Genomic DNA, 19809 nt, shown 5'->3' on the forward strand with positions numbered 1-19809 from the left:
ATTATAGCTCGATTAGGAAATCATTATCAGTTCCTAAAAATTATAGTAAATCAGCGAATTTATCTTCTTTTACTTCCTTCTGAGGGAACTGATATACTTCGCGGTTTTTAACGGCACGATCAATTAGTTCATCGAATTCCGTAAAGCTTTCAAAACGCTGAACTTTTTCTAATTTCGGTTTTGTTTTCGGACTAGACGGTGTAAATATTGTACAGCAATCCTCAAATGGCTGAATTGATGTTTCGTATGTGCCAATATCTTTTGCAATTTTGATGATATCGTTTTTATCTGCCGATATTAACGGACGTAAAATAGGTGTATTTGTCACATCATTTATTGCAGTTAAGCTTTCCAAAGTTTGTGAAGCGACTTGCCCTAAGCTTTCACCTGTTACAATACCTAATGCGCCAATGTCTTCACGCACTTTATCTGCCACTTTCATCATCATACGGCGTGTTGAAGTCATTGACATATTGTCTGGCACAGCGTCTTTTACTGCTACTTGCAGTTCTGTGAACGGAATGACATGCAGGCGAATATTTGCACCGAATTTTGTTAATTCATTTGCAAGTTCTTTAACTTTTTGTAATGCATTATCGCTCGTATATGGAGGACTGAAGAAATGAATTGCATCCAGTCGAACGCCGCGTTTCATCATTAAGTAACCGGCAACTGGGCTATCAATACCGCCTGAAAGCATTAGCAGCGAACGTCCGTTCGAACCAATCGGCATACCTCCAGCACCTTGGATTACTTGAGCCATCATATAGATCGCATCTTCACGAACTTCAATACGAAGTGCGAAATCCGGATTTTTCACCTGTACTTTAAAGTTCGGGAAATTCGGTAAAATCGTAGCTCCCATTTCACGCTGTAATTCATGCGTGTTCAACGGGAAAGTTTTATCTGTACGATGTACTTCAACTTTAAACGTTAAATCGCCTTTTTCACGATAGTCTTCTAAAATTTCAAATGCCAAAGCTTTCATCACATCTAAATCTTTTTCACAAGATGCAACTGGGCTGATTGATTGAATACCGAAAACATGTGGTAAACGATCCATTAGTACATCAAATTTTTCTTTATTTTCAACTTCAATAAACATACGGTCACGCTCTGCACGAATTTTCAATGGTGCAATATCGTTAAATGAATAGCGTACATTATCGCGTAAACGGCTGATAAAATCTTTTTTGTTTCGACCTTTTGTTGATAATTCACCATAGCGAACTAAAATTTCTTTAAAAATCATTGCGTAATATCTCCTTTTAATTCTTTCATTACGATTGTGAATTGCTTTTTGAATGAAGCAATATCTTCATCTGTGTTGATTGCGCCTAAGCTTAAACGTAGTACACCGTTTTTATAGCGGCTATCGATATTTAATGCTTCCACAACATGGCTTGTTTTCGTCTGTTTTGACGAGCAGGCACTTGATGTTGAAACGATAATATCACGTTTTTGTAACGCGTTTATTAAAATTTCACCTTTTAGTCCTCTAACACTGAACGATAAAATATGCGGCGCTCCATCTTTCGGCGACAGGACATATACTTCCTGACCGAATTGCCCAAAGAAATGATGAAGTTCTGCAGACCATTTTTTAAAGTTTTCAACATTTTCCGGCATGCCTTCAACAGCTAAACGGGCCGCTTTTGCCAATGAAACAGCTTGCGGTACTGCAACCGTACCACTTCTTAATCCAAATTCTTGTCCACCACCGACGATAAATGCCTTCAGTTGTGGTTTTTTGCGGAATGCTAACAAGCCGCTTCCTTTTAAACCTTGAATTTTATGTCCGGAAATTGAAATGACATCTGGACCATTGTCTCCGTCAAAAATGACCGGTAGCTTCCCGAAACTTTGAATTGCATCAACATGGAACATTGCCTGGCATGTACGATGAATGATTTGAGCTGCTTCCTTAATTGGCTGGACAGCTCCGATTTCGTTGTTTACATGCATAATGCTCACAATAATTGTATCTTTGCGAAGTTTTTGCTGTAATTCCTCTAAAGAAATGACTCCATATTTATTTACCTTTAGGTAGTCAATTTCATAACCCTCTTCTTCCAAACGTTTGACCGCTTCCAAAATCGAAGGGTGTTCTATTTCTGTCGTAATAATATGCTTGCCTCTAAATTTGCTAGATTTTGCAAGACCAAAAAGCGCTGCATTATTCGATTCCGTACCTCCGGATGTAAATAAAATATTCTTTTCGTCAGTATGAAGAATATTTGCCAATTGCTCACGAGCTTTTGTTAATAAAGCATTTGACTCGACTCCTGCACGGTGAATCGATGCAGGGTTGGCATAATATTGTTCATTCACTAACATAAATGTAGCCAAGACATCTTTGTGCGGTTTTGTTGTCGCACTATTATCTAAATATATCATCTATACTCAACCTTCTTTTTTAAAACTAATTTCCCGTAATCATATTTCCATTACAGTGTCCTGTTTTTTATCATTACTTACCAAAGAGAGAGGTTGTGTTAATAGTCAAATTGACTACTAACACAACCTCATAAATGTGCTTATTTATTATAACGCTAAATGGACCAACATGTAACCGTTATGCTTATTATTTTGTAAGCAGCTGCTCCTGAACGAGCTCCTCAATACGTTTGATTGCATTAGGATCGATAATTTCAACCGCCTTTGCTGCATCTTCCAGTGCTTTTATGTAGCGGAATTTCTTGAATGCGTCTTCAGCTTCAAGTAGATTTTCATGTACTTGTCGATTTGTTGCACGGTAGCGGTTTCCAAACTGAATAAGACGCTCAATAATTAATACATTCTCAATCATTTCCTGTGCTTTATCATGTGTTTCTTCAATCGATTGCTTTGCATTTAGTAAATGCTGGTTAACTTGGATAATATTCAACGGTACTTCCTGTAAACTTTGAACTACAACAAAAATCTGTTCTGCCGCCTCTTCTAATCTTGCATCCATTTCTTCCGGAATCCCAGGAATATTGGCACGTCCAAGCAGGCGCTCTGTATCTTGCAATAATCGCTTTAAAGCTTCCAATTCAGCTCTTGCTTTATTTTCATCAATACGGAGGTTCTTTAGTTTGTTCGAGAAGTTTTCCTGTTCCTCAGCAATTTGCTCAATCTCATCAGTAATTTCTTTTAGCTCTTCCTGTAAGCTTGAGTATGCGGATCTTTCTTCTTGAACACGTGTCGATAACAATTCATAGCGTTTTTGTAATACTTCCAAATGTTTTAAGCCCACTTTTGGAATTTCCGCTTCTTTGTCCTGTAAACGGTAGCTATGCTGCACATAAGCGACTTCATCATTAATGTCCTTTGTAAGGCGCATAACATCATTGATCACACTGTACATGCCTGAACAGTTACGTTCAACATATTTTCTTGCCATAACTTCTTTTTCTAGCAAATTATAAAAATGGTCGATTTCATCATTAATTGTTTGAATTCGTGGTGAAACAGCTGGCAAGTTAAGTTCAGCGATTTCTGCTTTTAACATTTCCAGTTCACTCTCAAGTCCATTCAAATATTCAGTCATTTCTAAATGGCGTAAATAATACTTTTGTTCTTCCATTTCACGCTGCCCGTTACGAAGTTCATGAATTGCGGTTGGGATTTTAGTTTGAATTTCAGTCAGCAGTGTCGGCACATCATTTAATAAACTGAAAATTTCCTGTGCTTCACTGTTCAGCTGTAGGACAATTTCACGTGCCTGCAAATAGTTGCCGTCTTTCGTTAACTCATCGAACTCTTCAAATTTCGGCGTAAATTGCTCCAGCTTCGTTTCCAATGCTTCCAAAGCTGGACCAAATGAATGCTGGTGTGCCAAAATCGTCTTGCGTGCAGAACGGTAATATTCTTTCAGCTGTTCGATTTCAATACGGTTTTTCTCTTCACTGCCAATCAATTCATCCAGCTCAGTAATAATCTGTACACGTACTTGCTCACATTTTGCAAGTTCCTGTTCGATATCGCGTTCTGTATGTGTTGCTTTGTTAAATTTAAATCGGTCGACAAATTCTTCCGCATCAAACAACAATTCGTCAATTTTCGGAATTTGCTTATCGACAACATCCAACCAACGATTACGCCAGTTTTCAAACAGCTCTTCTGTTTGACCGTTCATATTAAGGGCCTTTACTTTTGCGAGCTCCTCAAAAATCGGGTAATGTTGTATTTGTAGTTTTTCCTTATCTAATCGTCCTATTTCTGCATTATGCTTGCGTCTTACTACTAAGCCTGCCATTAATAATGCTAATAGTACGACGACAACAATGATGATATACTTTATCATTGTAAGCCCCCTAATCCCAAATAAAATCAATATTTTAGCTATATACGTACTATTTATAATAACATGTTTTTTTATATTTGTTTAACTATTTCCAGCTTTTTTTACTTTTAAATACCATATTTTTGAAGGAAGGTCATTCAATTGAAACGAGACGGTCATATACATACACCTTTTTGTCCCCATGGTTCTACAGATTCGATAGAAGAATATGTCGAAAAAGCGATAGCAAGCGGATTTAAAGAAATCACCTTTACGGAGCATGCGCCTTTACCTGAAAACTTTGTCGACCCAACACCTGACAAGGATAGCGGAATGAACCCTGCCTATTTAATGGATTACTTTAAACAACTGCAGCGCGCAAAAGAACAGTATCAATCGCAAATTAAAATCAATATCGGCTTAGAGGTCGACTATATTGTTGGCTTTGAACAGGAAACAAAACAATTTCTGAATGAAGTCGGCCCTTTACTGGATGATGCGATATTATCCGTACACTTTTTGAATTTCCAAGACGAGTATGTATGTATTGACTTTTCACAAGAAGTATATTTACAATTTGCCAATAAGGTTGGCGGCATTCTTCCTATGTATAAGCTATACTACGAAACTGTGAAAAAGTCGATTATAGCAGATTTAGGCTTATACAAACCTAAGCGTATAGGACATCCAACATTAATTCATAAATTTCAGCTTGCCCATAACGAACAGATCGATGATGCAACTGACATTACTGAATTGTTGAAGATGATGCAGACCGGTCATTATGAGCTTGATTTTAATAGTGCTGGTCTAAGTAAACCGTATTGTAAGGAGCCATACCCGCCTTATCCATTTGTGAAACAGGCAATTGATTTACAAATCCCAATTGTTTTCGGCTCGGATGCCCATACGGCAGCGGATTTACATCAGCATTATGATTTACTACAGAAAAAAATAACTTTTTAATTGGAGGTTTCTATGTTCGGAAATATTACTTATAACGGGACATTAACAGAACAGTACAATCAGCTATCAAAACAGCTGGATGCATTGCTGGAAGGGGAAAATAACTTAATCGCTAACCTAAGTAACGCTTCAGCTTTATTAAATACTTTTTTAAAAGAAATTAACTGGGTTGGGTTTTATTTAATGAATGAAGGCGAATTGGTGCTCGGACCATTCCAAGGCTTGCCTGCTTGTGTGCGAATTCCTGTAGGGCGCGGCGTTTGTGGTACAACGGTTGCGAAGGAGCAAACAATGGTTGTAGACGATGTTCACGCTTTCCCTGGTCATATCGCTTGTGACGCGGCATCAAAATCGGAAATCGTTATTCCTTTAATTAAAAATGGTGTCGTTTTAGGTGTTTTAGATATCGATAGCCCGACTGAAGCACGTTTTACTTCTGAAGATAAAGATGGTTTGGAAAAATTTGTGAATATACTGTTAAAACATATTTAATTGCTAAAATGGGAGTGCCCGAAAAATTATTATTCCGGGTACTCCCATTAATATTGTAGTTCCATAGGTTTTTCATATACACATAGACGGTTTTTTCCGTTTCGCTTTGCATGGTATAGTGCAATATCTGCTTGCAAAAACATATTTTTGAAATCCGGACGGCTGCTCTTATTCCACGTAATCATTCCCGCAGATACCGTAACTGAAGGATTTGTTACATTTGGTACCATTTGTACAATTGCATCTGAAATTTCAATCGCTTCTCTGTCAGAAATGTTCGGAATATAGATGGCGAGTTCTTCACCGCCCCAGCGCGAGCAAATACCTCTTTTCCCTATTTCATTTTGCAGTCGTCTGGCAATTTGTACAATGACATCATCCCCGACTTGATGCCCGTATGTGTCATTAACCTTTTTAAAGTTATCAATATCAATTAAAAGAAACATTCCTGAATCGTCCTTTTGAATAGCCTTTTCCACGTATGAATCAGAGTAACTTCTTGCGTAAAGCTTTGTTAAATGGTCTTGATCCACCATCTCCTGAAGCTGTTCACGTAATACCGAATTGGAAATGGCTAATGACGAATGGTGAATAAGCGATTGCATTAATTTGAAGCTATCAAAGGAGAAAAAATACGGCTCTTTATGCAATACAAGGCTAAACCCGATAATATCTTCTTCTACAATCATTGGAATGGCCATTATCGACTTATACTCAATGTCTCCTGAAATAAGACGGCTGAAATCAGCAATAAACAATGGGTCTTGTGTCGAATGAAAATGTTTTTCCACATGCTGAATATATACGTTACATGCTATACGATTGAAAAGTTCTGTACACGCTTCAGTCATGATATACTTTTCATCTTCCTTAAACAGGAAGCCAATTTCCAAAGGCTGAAAAGATTTCAACATTTGCTTTTGTAAAAATAAAAGCATTTCACTAATCGTCAATTTCATATTTAAACGATGGGAAGTTTCATTAATTAACTGTAAATCCGTGATAAGACGATGTGATTGATGATAGAGTTTCGCGTTTTCCAAAGCATTTCCTGAAGCTTGGGCAAGCATACGGATAAATTCTTTTTCTGGACTTGTAAACGAGTAATTGACGGGTGCTTTCACCTGTAAAATCCCGTAGATTGCTTGTCTCCCTTTTATAGGCACATTTAATAATCGACGGTTTTGTTCAACGGCTATATCCTCTTTCAATTCACCCGACACGAAAGATTCGATTGTTGCAGGGCGTTCCGATAAATAGTCGAAAGGCTTTATTTTCACTCTCGTTTGGCGATCTTGGTCATTTGACAAGATCAGTTCAACTTCCAGCCCTGGAAAATTTTCTTCTATTGTTATGAGGACATTTTCCAAAATTACATCGATATCCATCGTCGAATGGAAAAGGTCTGTCATCCCGTATAATTTACGGTACTTTTGCTCATTCGAATAAACTTCATAATTTTGAGTTAAAAATGAATAGGAAGCAGATATCGCTCCTACAATTTCTTCTGTCAGCACTGCTTGTACTGGTGCGTTTTCAGGATTATATTTAAATATAATAATAGCTTCTATTTTATCATTTATTATAAGTGGCATAACATCCGTATGATTTTCAAAAAACGGCTGTTCTCTAAAAAACCCGGGTAACTTCACAACTTTATTACCGTTAAAATAGGGTTGTATTAAATCTAATGTTACATCAACATTCATTAATTCTAAGTTGTCGATCGGTTTCAATTTATTCTCGCTTACATGAAATAAATAACAATGTTCCATATTAAAGTGTTTAATTAAGTTTTCTTTTAATAGGAAAAAGTAATCATAAAATTTACTTCGTTGTAATTTCGTATTCATACAAAGGCTTAAAATATCCGATTTAAATTGATCAATCTTTTGTTGATTTTCCACCATTAAATCACCTTTTCTTTTACTATTGCGATGTCGGTTCTTTTCACTTAACATCAAGTATACACATTTTATGTCTTATTGACTATTTAAATTTGTTATATTTTTCTAGTAAACACCCCAATTTGAATTGTTTTTTGAATATTAAAGTATTTTCCCATTCTTATCTACTACCCGCTTTTGTGCTTAAATACCCACAAAACGATAAATTATTTTTATTTTTCTTTACTACATATTATCTTCAAAATGTAAAACACCTTTGTTGACGGATAGATAAAAAAAAGATACAATAACCTTTGTGTAAAATGAATGCAGTAGTTGTATAACTTAAATGTAGTATTTTATTCCTTCTGTTTAGACAGAATGGTGTATTGTGTAACCCTTTCGGCTGCATGGGCGAAGATACATGAAAATAGAATACCGTTTAATGTCGGGTACAACTGGTTTTTTCTTTTACAACAAAAACCAATTTTAAGGAGGAGACACAATTATGTCTCGTTATACAGGTCCATCTTGGAAACTATCTCGTCGTCTTGGTATTTCATTAAGCGGCACAGGTAAAGAAATCGCAAAACGCCCTTACGCACCAGGTCAACACGGCCCGAACTCTCGTGGTAAAAAATCAGAGTACGGTCTACAATTAACTGAAAAGCAAAAATTACGTCATATGTACGGTATGACTGAACGTCAATTCAAAAACACTTACCTACGTGCTGGTAAATTACAAGGTGTACACGGTGAAAACTTCATGATCTTACTTGAAACTCGCCTTGACAACTTAGTTTACCGTTTAGGTTTAGCTCGCACTCGTCGTGCAGCTCGTCAATTAGTTAACCACGGTCACATCTTAGTTGATGGTAACCGCGTTGACATTCCATCTTACTCAGTAAAACCAGGTCAAACGATCTCTTTACGTGAGAAATCAGCTAACCTTTCAGTTGTTGCTGAATCAATCGAAGTAAACAGCTTCGTACCAGAATATTTATCATTCGATGCAGACTCTAAAGTAGGTACTTTCGTACGTTTACCAGAGCGCTCTGAATTATCTGCTGAAATCAACGAACAATTCATCGTAGAGTTCTACTCTCGTTAATTAGTTCACTCTGCAAAGAGTAACTTAAAAAGCCCTAGAAACGTTGTTAAATCAATGTTTCCGGGGCTTTTTCTATTTTATTTATTATGCAATATAAAGCAAGTAATTAGGGCTAAGTGGGGCTTAAAGTGGGGCTATTTTGGGGCGAACGTGTGTATAGTAATGGGTGAGTGTAATTGAAATTCATTTTTTTCGCTTTTTTGCGACAAAATAAAAAAGGCATCTCATTTGAGATGCTTTTTTCACACTGTAGCGAGAATTTCATTTTCTAATTCATCTTTAAATCGTTTAGCTATAATCGTATTTATTTGTTTGGTACTGTCAACAAACTTCACAGATTTTTTTATATCTTCAAAGGAAAAGTCTTCTAAAAGTTCGATGAAGGCACTATTTACGAATGAAGTATTAAGTGCATAAATGCCATCAAACGAAACAGTAACTTGTTCACCACTCTCAAGTGCATCTTTAATCATATTAAAGATCACTTCCCCATCTCGATTAAAAGAAACGCTGTTTACTACATCACTAACTTTAATTATGCGTTTTACCATTCAAATTCCTCCTCTTCAAAATCAAATAATTCTGCAGCAAGAGATAAATCAAGTTGAATTTCAATATGCGTACCTGGATAATAATGATTTGCTTCTCTAAAATCCTGTATTAATTTACCATTTTCTTTCCTTGAAACCAGTATTCCTTTATTTGAGTAAATATAAACTATGCCTCCTGCATTCATTACTACATTGTATATCAGCATATCTAAACCAGCACCCCTATTTTTCGGTGTTGATTTTGTTGTGAACTTTCTCCTAACAGCACTTCTAAGTGCTTCTTCATCGGTAAAATGACTATAATTAGGATTACTTTTAATGTGATTGATGATTCCCATACCCATGTCTGCTATTGAAATTATTAAGTTATCATTCCCAGGTATATGTTGTGCAAATACACAACTTGTATCAATCATGGCATGATCACGGACATTGTTGAAAATCTCTTCTAAACAAGTTTTAAATGTTGCTAATTCTTCAGGTGATCTACTAATAGTATTCGAAATCCATGGGATAAATGAAAAGTTTAACCAAGATGGAAAATTGTCTATTATAATATCTTGGACCGCTACTGTTGTTTTCCTTAAAGAAGAGCTTGTATATATTTTTTCGCCTAAATGCTTTTCAAAAAATCCGCAATCATCTAAAAAACGTTGCGGCTCTTTTGTATCAGCTAAAATTTCAATATCCTCTGTATAATAAAAGTCGACCGGTATTTCTTGAATTTTTAACCAGCCAACCAAATTGTTAATGAATGTTACTCCGATGGGCTCAATAAATTTCCTACATGTATCCATCCTGAAAACATATTCATCATGAAGCGGATCACCTTCTTCAGTAACCACTTGTTTTAATAACCTATACATTGAAGTTCGATTCAGTCTTTCGGGAAGTGTTATCTCCATAAATTACCTCATAATATCTTTATATTTACTACAATATACCATATCACTTAATTTATCCAATATCTTCGACAAAACTCGACAAAAAAAGAAGGAGCCCCCCTCAAGCAATTTTAAACCATAAATTAAACCCTTGTCTAAATTCTTTAATCTTCCCTTTAACTGTATTAACGAATTCATAAAATAAATATTCTAACGTATAGCGTAAAGAAAATAACATAAATAAAAAAGCGCTAAGAAAAAAGATTAATTAGGATGGATTCAGTTTTTTTATAAAGATGTTTGAACATTTTTTACCTGTGTTACCTCACAAACGCGCCAAATTTTGCTAATCAATCATAAATTAAATAAACGTTAGTCGATGCTGAATTGCATTTCAACTAACGTTTGTTTATTAATCACAAAGCAAATTAAGGTATTAAACTCCGTAAATTTTTCTATTTAATGCTACAATATCAACTTGCCCTGAAGAATTAGTCAACTCGGCAATAACCTGATCGCGTAAAAGTGGAGCTTTTTCTTTATTTGCTCTCTCTAGGACGTGCAATGTTTGTTCTTTTGTTAGCTCAGTGCAATAAGCCGGTGTCCCTGGTTGCACTTTCCAAGACTCAGCAATCGAACCAACATCCACTGCATCAAAGCCACATTCGTCGATTACATTCATAATCACTTCTTTATGAGCCTGATTGTCCCCTGCAACTGTCATCGCAATGCGCCCGTGTGCTCCTTTTTCTATACTCTTCGTTTCTAATGTATAGGCTAGCTGATTGTTAAAAGCCTTAATAATCGGACGGCCAAGCTGATTTGTTACCCAAACGCTCTCTACCACCCCATTTTCAATTTCATCGATTTGATTATTTCGGAATGGATAATAATTTGATGTATCTACAATTATGACACCCTCATCACATTCCTCTAAAAGTGAACGTAAGCTTGGTAGAACTTGGATTGGTATCGAGAGAATTAGTACATCAATGAATTGAATGACTTCTTCAGGACGTACTGCTGACCCTACAATCTCTTTCCCATCTAAATACTCCAGACCACGTGCATCCGCTACTTTTACCTCATGCCCCTTGTTCACTAATTTCTTAGCAATATTTTGACCGATTGGCCCTGCTCCAATAATTCCAAATTTCATGTTCCTTGCTCCTTTAAATGTTTTATATTACATTTGTTTATTTTATACATTTGTCCTTGCTTTTACGCTTTCATTTTAGGTCAGGCGTGGACTGCGGCTATCTCTCATCATCTAAAAAATTTCTTTCATCATATTATCTTTAATGAGCACTCTATGCCGTTCCTTTGTTAATCGTAGAACGTCGCATAAATAAACCTAATACAAAACCAATCATGGCAATCGCTAAAATGACCCAAAATACAGTTTGTGCGCCTGAAGTAATCGCATTCGCGATTTCTGACGGCTCCGCTGGTTCATTAGAATTGGCTAAATACCTATCCATACCTCCTGTTAAAATACTCACGGCTACGGCTGTTCCCAACGCACCGATCACTTGTTGAAGTGTGTTCATCACTGCTGTCCCGTGTGGATACAATTCGGGTGGTAATTGATTAAGACCATTTGTTTGGGAAGCTGGCCATATCAATGCAACGCCTGCCATTAACCCCATATGCAAAGCTACGATTAAACCAACTGATGATGCAGGTGTTAGTGTCGTAAAGAACCATAAAATAAGCATTACCATTACTATTCCTGGTACTACTAACCATTTCGGTCCATATTTATCAAAGATTCGTCCAATGATTGGTTGAAGTACACCATTTAATGCGCTACCTGGTAATAACATTAATCCGGTAACAAACACCGTTAATCCAGCACCTGTTTGTAAGAACATCGGTAACACAATCATCGTTGACATGTTAATTACCATACACATCATCACCAGCGCTACACCTAAAACGTACATCGGATATTTGAATACGCGTAAGTTCAGTAAAGGCACTTCTCGATTTTGACGGAAAACAAAGAGTAGAAGTGCTAATGCACCAAGGATGATCGAAGTTAAAACTACTGGGCTTGTCCAACCGCCACCCGCTTTTCCTGCTTGCCCAAAGCCAAATACAATCCCACCAAAACCGATTGTTGACAACACAACCGAGAGGACATCAATGCTTGGTTTTGTGACCTCTGTTACATTTTCTAAATACTTTAACCCGACTAGCATACCAATGACTATAAACGGTAATGACAACCAAAAAATGAACCGCCATGATAAATACTGAATAAGCATTCCACTAATAGCTGGACCAATAGCTGGTGCAAACATGAGCACTAATCCCACATACCCCATAGCAACCCCGCGTTTTTCTGGAGGAAAAATCACTAATAGTGTATTAAACATTAACGGAAGTAGTAAGCCCATTCCTACAGCCTGTAACACACGCGCTAGCAGCAGCATTTCAAAATTAATGGAAATTGCACCTAACAACGTCCCTACTGCTAAACTAGCTGTGGAAACAAAAAATAGATGCCTTGTTGTAAACCTTTGTAATAATAAGCCACTGACTGGCATTAAAATACCTAGCGTCAATAAAAAACCTGTTGTAAGCCACTGCGCTGTTGCAGCTGAAATTTGAAAAATATCCATTAAATTGGTCATGGCAATCGTCAGTGCTGTTTCGTTAAACATCCCCATAAAACCGCATAAAAGAAGTGCAGCTAAAATGGCGCGTGTATTGTATTGTTGATTCATCTATTCTTCCCCTTTAAGCTCTTCTCTATCTTTAATATTCTAGGATAGATTTTTCTCTACTCGGCGACCATATTGAAACGGGACGCCCATATTTTCGCGTAATGTTTCGCTTTCATATTCTGTATGAAACAGCCCACGCGCTTGTAAAATTGGTACAACTTGCTCAACGAAATCTTTTACTCCGTCGTGTGCGCTATCTGGTACAACCGAGAATCCATCACACGCCCCAGCTAAAAACCATTCCTCTAAAAAGTCTGCCACTTGTTCGGCAGTTCCTGCAACAACTGGATGATAATTAATCACACCATGAGCTAATACATCACGCACAGACAAGCCATGTTGTAATAAGTCAAAAGCACGCTTTGAACGCGGATCCATCGGATTTGGGTACATACGTACGAGCATCTCATCTGGGAGTTGTTGATCAATATCAATTGACTGCACGGACAATTGTAAGCCCACCATGGCACCTAGATATTGCACACGTCCTGGAATTTCATTTTCATCAAAGCTCATCAGTTTTCGACGACGCTCTAACCCTTCTTCTTGGGTTTTACCAATTGAGAACATAAAGCCTGCATACATTTTAATGTCTTCTGGGTTACGGCCAAATTTCACAGCACTTTCACGTAGTGCAGCTCGATGTGCACGCGCCGTATCAATATCATATGGATTTGCATACACACCGGAAGCAAAGCGCCCAGCAAGTCGTAAGCCTTCTTCGCCACCTCCTGCTTGGAATAATGGCGGTTGCCCTTGTTTTGAAGGTGGAATTGGTAACGGACCACGTGATGCATAGTACTGGCCACCAAGGTTGATCGGCTGCACCTTCGACATATCAGCAAATTGCCCATTTTCAACATCTAATTTCAATGCATCCAATTCCCAACTTCCCCAAAGCGCTTGCACAATTTCAATAAATTCATTCGCCTTGTCGTAACGTACTTTTCGGCTTTCAATTTGTGCTCCAAAGTTTGCAGCTGCTCTCGGCTCTGACGTCGTCACGGCATTCCAACCCACGCGTCCCCCACTGATGACGTCTAACGCTTTCATTTGACGAGCTAAGTTGTACGGATAGTTAAACGTTGTGGAAGCAGTTGCCACTAAACCAATATGCTTCGTTTCCTGTGCGACTGCCATTAGCGCAAGCATCGGATCCATTGGAAACATCGGTGTATGAATATTTAAATCTACCGTTAGCGCCGCCGTGTCTGCGATGAAAATCATGTGAAACTTCCCTTTCTCCGCAAGTTTTGCACGTTCCACATAGCTGTCGATATTTGTATACGCTGCTGGATCCGCTTCAGGCATGCGCCAAGCAGAAAATTCAGCACCATATCCTGAAACCATTTGTAATGCCAGTTGCATTTGTTTTTTTTTCTCCATATCTTCTCTCCCTTTCACCCAATAGTTAGCTTACTAACTATTTATTTCTAGTAGTTACACTTATATCGCGAATCAGTTTAGATAGTTAGCTTGCTAATTATTTCTGTGTACTTACAACCGCAAGCTGACTTTAAGAAGAAGTACTCAAGTAAACACCCTATTCATTTAAGATAAGCCATTTTCCATTCGTTTTAATAAATCCAGTAAGATAACGCGCTCATCAGGAGAAATCATGTGCAACAATTTCTCTTGCTGGTGCTTCCACTTCTTTGAAACAGGTTCTTGAAGATTTTCACCTGTTTCTGTTAAATAAATGCGCATCACACGTCCATCCACTGCATCATTTTTACGGTAAATAAAGCCGTTTTGCTCTAATGACTTCACCATATTCGTCACAGTAGGTGGCTCACATTTTAAGTGTTCACATAATTGCTTTTGTGTAAGACCATCTCCCGCCCATAAGCGCGCAAGTAAATTATCTTGACCAACATAAAGGTTCAATTCTCTTAATTCATCCGTGTACGCACGTCGCATTTGAAACGAAACTTTATCTAAAGCTTGACGAATATCACAATCTAATTTATTTGTCATAAACAATCCTCACAATCCGTTCATATATTTAGCGTACTAACTATATCAACCGTTCTTTCCTGTTGTCAATGAAACGAAGTAGTAGATGGCATTTAAATGATTCCCTGAAAATTATTTAGCTTACTAATTAAATGTATGATAAAATTAGTGGGCTAAATATTTGTGGGTTGTATTCCTTGTTAAGATTCTTGATTAGTACGTGACTAAGCATACAATGCCTCAAAACAATATAAAAGTAGGCAATAAAAAAAGACATAGTACATTTTTTTGTACCATAAAAAGAAAGTAGGTGCTCATGTGGCAAGATTATGCACAGAAGGCTTTGATCAAGAGGTCATTAATCATCACCGCGATTTTTACGGTATCGCATATACGCAAAATTTGTTATCAGGTCGTTGGAAGCATCACATTATTTGGTATTTGAGAGACAATACACGCCGTTACAATGAAATTAAACTTTTTCTAAATAACATCTCGCAAGGATCCTTAACGAAGCAATTACGTGAGTTAGAGCAAGATGGAATTATTGAGCGCAAAGTCTATCCAGTGGTCCCACCGAGAGTTGAATATTCGTTAACAACTAAAGGAGAAGCAATTATTCCTTTGCTTGAATTCATGCGTGAATTTGGAGAGCAATACGGGGAACAGGCCGAATAAAAAATATATTAAGTAAGAGCAGTCGAATTAATTAAGACATATATGTACAACCACCATTTCACGTATTCCAATGAATACGGCTTATCTAATTATTCCTTTCACAACAAGGAATCGTTTACCTCTAAAATAAAGATCTTAGTTGCGTAGTATCACTCTACGTGTTACTCCACAATCTGGCGCGATTGTGGAATAAAAAACCTGCATTTAGGTTTTTATCAAACTTTATTATAAATGACCGAACTTATTTATATATTATCAATCTTTATTAAAAGACCACAAAAATTGGATCACACATCTTAGACATATCTAAGATGTGTGATCCTTTTAGTTTCAACTGTTTTAGTCACCTAACCTAAATATAAAAAGATTTTTCAAAAATGGATGCTTCTTATTAATCTAAAAATAAGGATTTACTAAATGTTTTTGTTTAAACTTATTTCAAAGGTACAACCACAAGTTTCCCCTTCAACATTACACAGAATGTTAGCATTCATTAGCATTTAAAAGTGCAATATTCAAATATTTACCGTATTTGTGAGCATTAAATTTTATATACAACCTTAACATTCATTAACATGTAGGCCTGCAAAAAGATTTTATATAATGACAATAAAGAAAAGTAAAAAAGACGTTAATGTCGGCCACAGTCTTTACATACAAGATTGTAATTCATGACATCACCCCACTTTTCCTTTAACTTTACTTGCCATCACTCCACAAAAAAGAGGAAAGGAATTTGCCTGCTCTTGTAAGTCATAGAAGCTCCAAGTTCGCTTGGTAAGTTCATCATATATACTTATATGCTTTTTATGTGTTGCTTCTACAACGCGCTCTGGCGGCTCCTTAAACAACTTTATATGCAATTGCTCAATTTCCTTTCGACTTTTCCCCAAATATATGGCATACTCAAAATAATATTTCACCATGAATAGCTTCACGCTATTTTTCTTAAGAAGTAGGCTATCGCTGTCTATGGCTTGCCGGATTTCCTCAAATGGTAGATCGCTGGCATATAATTTGCTTTCATCGTCATTCATAGTGACGATGTTTTTTTGTACTGCGATATAAACGCTGTATGCTAAAAAGTTGTTGTCAAAAAATACGGCATCTAGTAATAAGTCTTTTACTTTTCTCATGCGATCCTCCCTGTAGCGCGGTTATATTTCATTTTGATTGTGCCGGTTTGTCCGGCTCGCTGCTTTGCGATATTGAATTCAAGTGTTTTATCATCTTTCATGTTTGCATCGTAATAGCTGTCTCGGTATAGCAGCACTACGTTGTCGGCATCTTGCTCAATGCTTCCAGATTCCCTTAAATCTGATAACATTGGGCGTTTTTCTTGTCTCTGCTCCACGCTGCGTGATAACTGAGCCAAACAAACGACCGGAATATTGAAATCTTTTGCTATGCCTTTTAAATCGCGGCTGATTTGACTTACTTGTACATGGGTAGTGGCTTTGTTATCTACTGGCGCTATAAGTGTCAGATAGTCAATGAACACCACAATTCTTTTATTAGGATTCTCTAAAGCCGCTTTACGAACTTTCGAACGAATTTCAGCGATAGTCTGCAATGACTTGTCGTAAAATTCGATATCCATTTGGGAATACTCGCCAATGATGGACGGCCATTGCTCTTTTTGTCCTTCTGTGAAGTGCATAGACGGGTTTTTAAGTTTGTTACGATTAATCTTTCCTATGTTGCACACAAACCGCCCTGAGAGGCTCTCTCGTCCCATTTCTAATGAAAAAATTAAAGCTAGTACATTCTCATTCTTTTGTTGCGTTCCGATAGTGAAGTTAATTAATACATCGGACTTCCCGATCGATGGCCGCGCTGCAATGATCGTTAATTCTTTGCTTACCAACCCGCCTGTGAATTCGTCATACTGCTCTATGCCTGTTTTAATGCCTTCTCGCTGTGGCTTGTCCTCGAAAGGCATAGTGAATAATGCTTGAGCCTCTTGATAAGCTGTGGCCCTATCATTTTCACACTGCATTTCTAATTTGCTAAGCTCCTCTAAAACCTTTTCAAGTCCCCATTCATCAGCCTGTGCTTTATTTAATAAGTTTTTTAAAACATGTTTCTGGTAGTGTTCAAGTAATGTTTCAACCCAACTATCAAATTTCTCTACGTTTGAGAAGCTTTCGAGTGACGATAGATAATTTATATCGCCCCCGATCTCCTCAATGTTTTGAACAGATACTATGATTGTTGCTGTATCTGCAACTTGCTGTTTATCTGCTAAATGCTTCATAGTTTGGTATATTTTACGGTGGATATTACCTGTAAAATGCTTTGCTTGTACCGCGCTATCGTTTATCAAGTAATTATGAGCTAGCATCGTACCTAGAATATTTCTCTCTAAAACTTGATGCTCCATGTTATCAGTCCTCATCATCGAATATTAATTGTGCTGGAACTGCTTCTCCACTTGCTGCTGTTTCGTATTCATCCATGAAATGCTCACCAGTTAAAAATGTGAGTGGATTCTTTTGGTACTGTTTAGCAACGTTGTTTAGCTGCATGTGATGTAGATATTTTTTTGTGCCTTCTTCAATTTGTGGATAACTAAATTTTTTTACTAACTGACTGAATTTCGTTTGGCATTTAGCTTTACCGATTTTTTTGTTATAGAGGCTCCACCAAATCTCAAACAGATCAGGTTGCTGATTGGACATATTTTTTTTATTTTCATTATTAACATTATTGTTTGTGTTCATCGGCTGTTCTTTTGTTGTTCTTTTGTTGTTCATTTGCTGTTCATTCTTTTGAAATTCAGACCACTTAATCACTGTAACAACGCTGAATTTCGTGGTTTTTTTGATGTTCAGCATTTGTAAACTTTCAAACATCAAAAGCCACCGCCATAATGTTATTGCTGATACGATATTTTGCTTAGTTGCACCAGCGTTAAATTCCCTTGCAAGTGCATCTCTACCCGTAACGAATTGTCCAGGTTCTAGGGCTATAACTTGCCTACCAACTAGCTGCTCTCGTTTTGTATGTGAGGCTTTCATCAAACAATGAATCCATAATTTCAATAAGTGCGGATCCGAATATATTTCATGCTCCATTAATTTTCGGTGAAGGCTTATCCATCCGTTTTGCAATCTCTACACACCTCCGCCACCTTTCCGAAACTCCTCTACACGTTCGCCCAACGCGATTTTTATTTACCACTCTGATGTGATTTCCGAAATCACCTCAAGTGCTTCTTTCGCTGGCCACCAGCGCTTTCTGTTCTTACGTTTTTCAATCATTCTCATGCGCGGATCGGTGAAAATATCATCATTTAGAAAACGAAGGGACATGCATGTTAACGCTGCCACCTTTTCGGCATCTACGAACCACAATTGTGCATGAATACAGTCGTCAAGTTGCTTTTCAATATGTTTCTTAATTGCATTTCTATCAATTTGTACATTAATCTCTTGAATCATAATTACGCTCCCTTCATCCAGTTGGTGTAGCTAACCATTTTTCTATGGTTTCACGGTGGAAAGTGATTTTACCACGTAACTTTTTATGAGGAATTTCGTTATTACGCACCATCACGTAAATAGTTGTAACGCTAACACCTAATAATTCAGCTACTTCATTTACCGTTAATGTTATTCGTTTCACTTATAGTCCCCTTTCTTGGTTAATCAAGATTCTTGATAGACCAAGACTATTACTTTTATCTTGGTTTGTCAAGATTAATGATATTTTGATTTGATATATCAAGAAATAAAACGTATTATATAATAACGGAGGTGCTAATTTGACTGAAAATAGTATTGGTAACCATATAAAAAAACAGAGAAAAGCTCGAGGATATTCAATAGTTAAACTGTCGGAATTATCAGGAGTTTCTAACCCTTACATTTCTCAAATAGAAAATGATAAATTTAAACCTTCACCTGAGGTATTAAAAAAACTCTCTAATGCTTTAGATGAACCACATATCGAATTTTTAATTAAAGCTGGGTATGTTGAGAAACCGATCACGTATGAAGATTTAAAAAATGCTTTTCCGAAATCGAATAAAGGCTCTTTAGATTTAGAAATAACATTAACAAACGATGAATTAGCTGAACTACTACAAAAAGTTAAGACAGAAAAATTAGAGGGAAATGTCGTTAATTTTAATGAAAAAATCACATTAGAAGAAGTTTTGAATTCATATACGTTAATTGAAGTAAATGGTAAAGTCTTATCTAAGGACGATAAAGAAAAAATCCTTAAAATTACAGAAACTATGTTCTCAAACAATAATAATTAATCAACTCACCTATTCCTAT

General features: G+C 36.9%; 20 protein-coding genes. 5 read left to right on the forward strand and 15 right to left on the reverse strand.

All coding sequences use genetic code 11. The annotated features are described in order from the left end of the window. Positions 1-40 precede the first annotated feature (40 nt). The 3 genes from thiI to ezrA form a co-directional block, all read right to left on the reverse strand. Positions 41-1252, reverse strand: coding sequence for a tRNA uracil 4-sulfurtransferase ThiI (gene thiI, locus AC6CH1_RS11905; protein ID WP_251686478.1), 1212 nt, complete (start codon positions 1250-1252; stop codon positions 41-43). After that, positions 1249-2397 (reverse strand): cysteine desulfurase family protein, encoded by a 1149-nt coding sequence (locus tag AC6CH1_RS11910; RefSeq protein ID WP_427708626.1) that lies wholly within the window; start codon positions 2395-2397, stop codon positions 1249-1251. The genes thiI and AC6CH1_RS11910 overlap by 4 nt, the downstream gene beginning before the upstream one ends. A gap of 187 nt (positions 2398-2584) precedes the next feature. After that, positions 2585-4288, reverse strand: coding sequence for a septation ring formation regulator EzrA (gene ezrA, locus AC6CH1_RS11915; protein ID WP_251686476.1), 1704 nt, complete (start codon positions 4286-4288; stop codon positions 2585-2587). Between the two features lie 141 nt (positions 4289-4429). Here ezrA and hisJ point away from each other — a divergent pair, with 141 nt between their 5' ends. Together hisJ and AC6CH1_RS11925 are read left to right on the forward strand one after the other, a co-directional pair. Further along, a complete protein-coding gene (gene hisJ, locus AC6CH1_RS11920) occupies positions 4430-5233 on the forward strand; it encodes a histidinol-phosphatase HisJ (RefSeq protein WP_251686475.1) in 804 nt (267 codons plus the stop codon). A 12-nt stretch (positions 5234-5245) separates the two neighbouring features. Next, on the forward strand, positions 5246-5725 hold the full coding sequence (locus AC6CH1_RS11925) for a free L-methionine (R)-S-oxide reductase MsrC (protein WP_427708622.1): 480 nt from the start codon (positions 5246-5248) through the stop codon (positions 5723-5725). Positions 5726-5772: 47 nt separating this feature from the next. Here the strand turns inward: AC6CH1_RS11925 and AC6CH1_RS11930 are convergent, their stop codons facing one another. Next, on the reverse strand, positions 5773-7635 hold the full coding sequence (locus AC6CH1_RS11930) for a sensor domain-containing diguanylate cyclase (RefSeq protein ID WP_498317650.1): 1863 nt from the start codon (positions 7633-7635) through the stop codon (positions 5773-5775). Positions 7636-8119: 484 nt separating this feature from the next. Here AC6CH1_RS11930 and rpsD point away from each other — a divergent pair, with 484 nt between their 5' ends. After that, complete coding sequence (gene rpsD, locus AC6CH1_RS11935; protein WP_251686472.1) at positions 8120-8722, forward strand: 30S ribosomal protein S4; 603 nt, start codon at positions 8120-8122, stop codon at positions 8720-8722. A 242-nt stretch (positions 8723-8964) separates the two neighbouring features. On the opposite strand, the gene AC6CH1_RS11940 is transcribed toward rpsD, so the two are convergent. The 6 genes from AC6CH1_RS11940 to AC6CH1_RS11965 all read right to left on the reverse strand — a co-directional run bounded on the left by AC6CH1_RS11940 (position 8965) and on the right by AC6CH1_RS11965 (position 14866). Next, positions 8965-9273 (reverse strand): STAS-like domain-containing protein, encoded by a 309-nt coding sequence (locus tag AC6CH1_RS11940; protein ID WP_498317652.1) that lies wholly within the window; start codon positions 9271-9273, stop codon positions 8965-8967. After that, on the reverse strand, positions 9267-10178 hold the full coding sequence (locus AC6CH1_RS11945) for an ATP-binding protein (RefSeq protein ID WP_498317653.1): 912 nt from the start codon (positions 10176-10178) through the stop codon (positions 9267-9269). Before AC6CH1_RS11945 ends, AC6CH1_RS11940 begins: the two co-directional genes overlap by 7 nt. Positions 10179-10593: 415 nt before the next feature. Beyond that, the gene (locus AC6CH1_RS11950) at positions 10594-11316 is read right to left on the reverse strand and encodes an NADPH-dependent F420 reductase (protein ID WP_498317655.1); all 723 of its coding nucleotides are present in this window, start codon (positions 11314-11316) and stop codon (positions 10594-10596) included. A 151-nt stretch (positions 11317-11467) separates the two neighbouring features. Beyond that, positions 11468-12889, reverse strand: coding sequence for a DHA2 family efflux MFS transporter permease subunit (locus AC6CH1_RS11955; RefSeq protein WP_498317656.1), 1422 nt, complete (start codon positions 12887-12889; stop codon positions 11468-11470). 39 nt (positions 12890-12928) lie between these two features. Next, a complete protein-coding gene (locus AC6CH1_RS11960; protein ID WP_498317658.1) occupies positions 12929-14275 on the reverse strand; it encodes an NtaA/DmoA family FMN-dependent monooxygenase in 1347 nt (448 codons plus the stop codon). A 165-nt stretch (positions 14276-14440) separates the two neighbouring features. Next, entirely contained in the window at positions 14441-14866 is a 426-nt protein-coding gene (locus AC6CH1_RS11965; RefSeq protein ID WP_498317660.1) for a MarR family winged helix-turn-helix transcriptional regulator, read from the reverse strand. 297 nt (positions 14867-15163) lie between these two features. Here AC6CH1_RS11965 and AC6CH1_RS11970 point away from each other — a divergent pair, with 297 nt between their 5' ends. Further along, positions 15164-15523, forward strand: a complete 360-nt coding sequence (locus AC6CH1_RS11970) for a winged helix-turn-helix transcriptional regulator (RefSeq protein ID WP_498317661.1) — start codon at positions 15164-15166, stop codon at positions 15521-15523. A 677-nt stretch (positions 15524-16200) separates the two neighbouring features. Here AC6CH1_RS11970 and AC6CH1_RS11975 read toward each other — a convergent pair. The 5 genes from AC6CH1_RS11975 to AC6CH1_RS11995 all read right to left on the reverse strand — a co-directional run bounded on the left by AC6CH1_RS11975 (position 16201) and on the right by AC6CH1_RS11995 (position 19150). Continuing rightward, positions 16201-16659: a hypothetical protein gene (locus tag AC6CH1_RS11975; protein WP_498317662.1), complete on the reverse strand. Its 459-nt coding sequence runs from the start codon at positions 16657-16659 to the stop codon at positions 16201-16203. After that, on the reverse strand, positions 16656-17906 hold the full coding sequence (locus tag AC6CH1_RS11980; protein WP_498317664.1) for a replicative DNA helicase: 1251 nt from the start codon (positions 17904-17906) through the stop codon (positions 16656-16658). Before AC6CH1_RS11980 ends, AC6CH1_RS11975 begins: the two co-directional genes overlap by 4 nt. 4 nt (positions 17907-17910) lie before the next feature. Further along, positions 17911-18636: an LvrA C-terminal domain-related protein gene (locus tag AC6CH1_RS11985; RefSeq protein WP_498317665.1), complete on the reverse strand. Its 726-nt coding sequence runs from the start codon at positions 18634-18636 to the stop codon at positions 17911-17913. A gap of 63 nt (positions 18637-18699) precedes the next feature. Continuing rightward, positions 18700-18966, reverse strand: a complete 267-nt coding sequence (locus tag AC6CH1_RS11990; RefSeq protein ID WP_498317667.1) for a hypothetical protein — start codon at positions 18964-18966, stop codon at positions 18700-18702. 13 nt (positions 18967-18979) lie between these two features. Continuing rightward, complete coding sequence (locus AC6CH1_RS11995) at positions 18980-19150, reverse strand: helix-turn-helix domain-containing protein (RefSeq protein WP_498317668.1); 171 nt, start codon at positions 19148-19150, stop codon at positions 18980-18982. Between the two features lie 139 nt (positions 19151-19289). Between AC6CH1_RS11995 and AC6CH1_RS12000 the strand changes: the two genes are divergently transcribed. Further along, complete coding sequence (locus AC6CH1_RS12000; RefSeq protein WP_498317670.1) at positions 19290-19790, forward strand: helix-turn-helix domain-containing protein; 501 nt, start codon at positions 19290-19292, stop codon at positions 19788-19790. Positions 19791-19809: the final 19 nt, after the last annotated feature.

Source organism: Solibacillus sp. GQ1 (genome assembly GCF_059758555.1).

Excerpts from the sequence above, each read along its gene's own strand:
- AC6CH1_RS11950 (WP_498317655.1), bottom strand. The coding sequence starts at position 11,316 with ATGAAATTTGGAATTATTGGAGCAGGGCCAATCGGTCAAAATATTGCT.
- AC6CH1_RS11960 (WP_498317658.1), bottom strand. The coding sequence starts at position 14,275 with ATGGAGAAAAAAAAACAAATGCAACTGGCATTACAAATGGTTTCAGGA.
- AC6CH1_RS11965 (WP_498317660.1), bottom strand. The coding sequence starts at position 14,866 with ATGACAAATAAATTAGATTGTGATATTCGTCAAGCTTTAGATAAAGTT.
- AC6CH1_RS11980 (WP_498317664.1), bottom strand. The coding sequence starts at position 17,906 with ATGGAGCATCAAGTTTTAGAGAGAAATATTCTAGGTACGATGCTAGCT.
- AC6CH1_RS11940 (WP_498317652.1), bottom strand. The coding sequence starts at position 9,273 with ATGGTAAAACGCATAATTAAAGTTAGTGATGTAGTAAACAGCGTTTCT.
- AC6CH1_RS11975 (WP_498317662.1), bottom strand. The coding sequence starts at position 16,659 with ATGAGAAAAGTAAAAGACTTATTACTAGATGCCGTATTTTTTGACAAC.
- thiI (WP_251686478.1), bottom strand. The coding sequence starts at position 1,252 with ATGATTTTTAAAGAAATTTTAGTTCGCTATGGTGAATTATCAACAAAA.
- AC6CH1_RS11955 (WP_498317656.1), bottom strand. The coding sequence starts at position 12,889 with ATGAATCAACAATACAATACACGCGCCATTTTAGCTGCACTTCTTTTA.
- AC6CH1_RS11930 (WP_498317650.1), bottom strand. The coding sequence starts at position 7,635 with ATGGTGGAAAATCAACAAAAGATTGATCAATTTAAATCGGATATTTTA.
- AC6CH1_RS11945 (WP_498317653.1), bottom strand. The coding sequence starts at position 10,178 with ATGGAGATAACACTTCCCGAAAGACTGAATCGAACTTCAATGTATAGG.
- rpsD (WP_251686472.1), top strand. The coding sequence starts at position 8,120 with ATGTCTCGTTATACAGGTCCATCTTGGAAACTATCTCGTCGTCTTGGT.
- AC6CH1_RS11910 (WP_427708626.1), bottom strand. The coding sequence starts at position 2,397 with ATGATATATTTAGATAATAGTGCGACAACAAAACCGCACAAAGATGTC.
- AC6CH1_RS11990 (WP_498317667.1), bottom strand. The coding sequence starts at position 18,966 with ATGATTCAAGAGATTAATGTACAAATTGATAGAAATGCAATTAAGAAA.
- AC6CH1_RS11925 (WP_427708622.1), top strand. The coding sequence starts at position 5,246 with ATGTTCGGAAATATTACTTATAACGGGACATTAACAGAACAGTACAAT.
- ezrA (WP_251686476.1), bottom strand. The coding sequence starts at position 4,288 with ATGATAAAGTATATCATCATTGTTGTCGTCGTACTATTAGCATTATTA.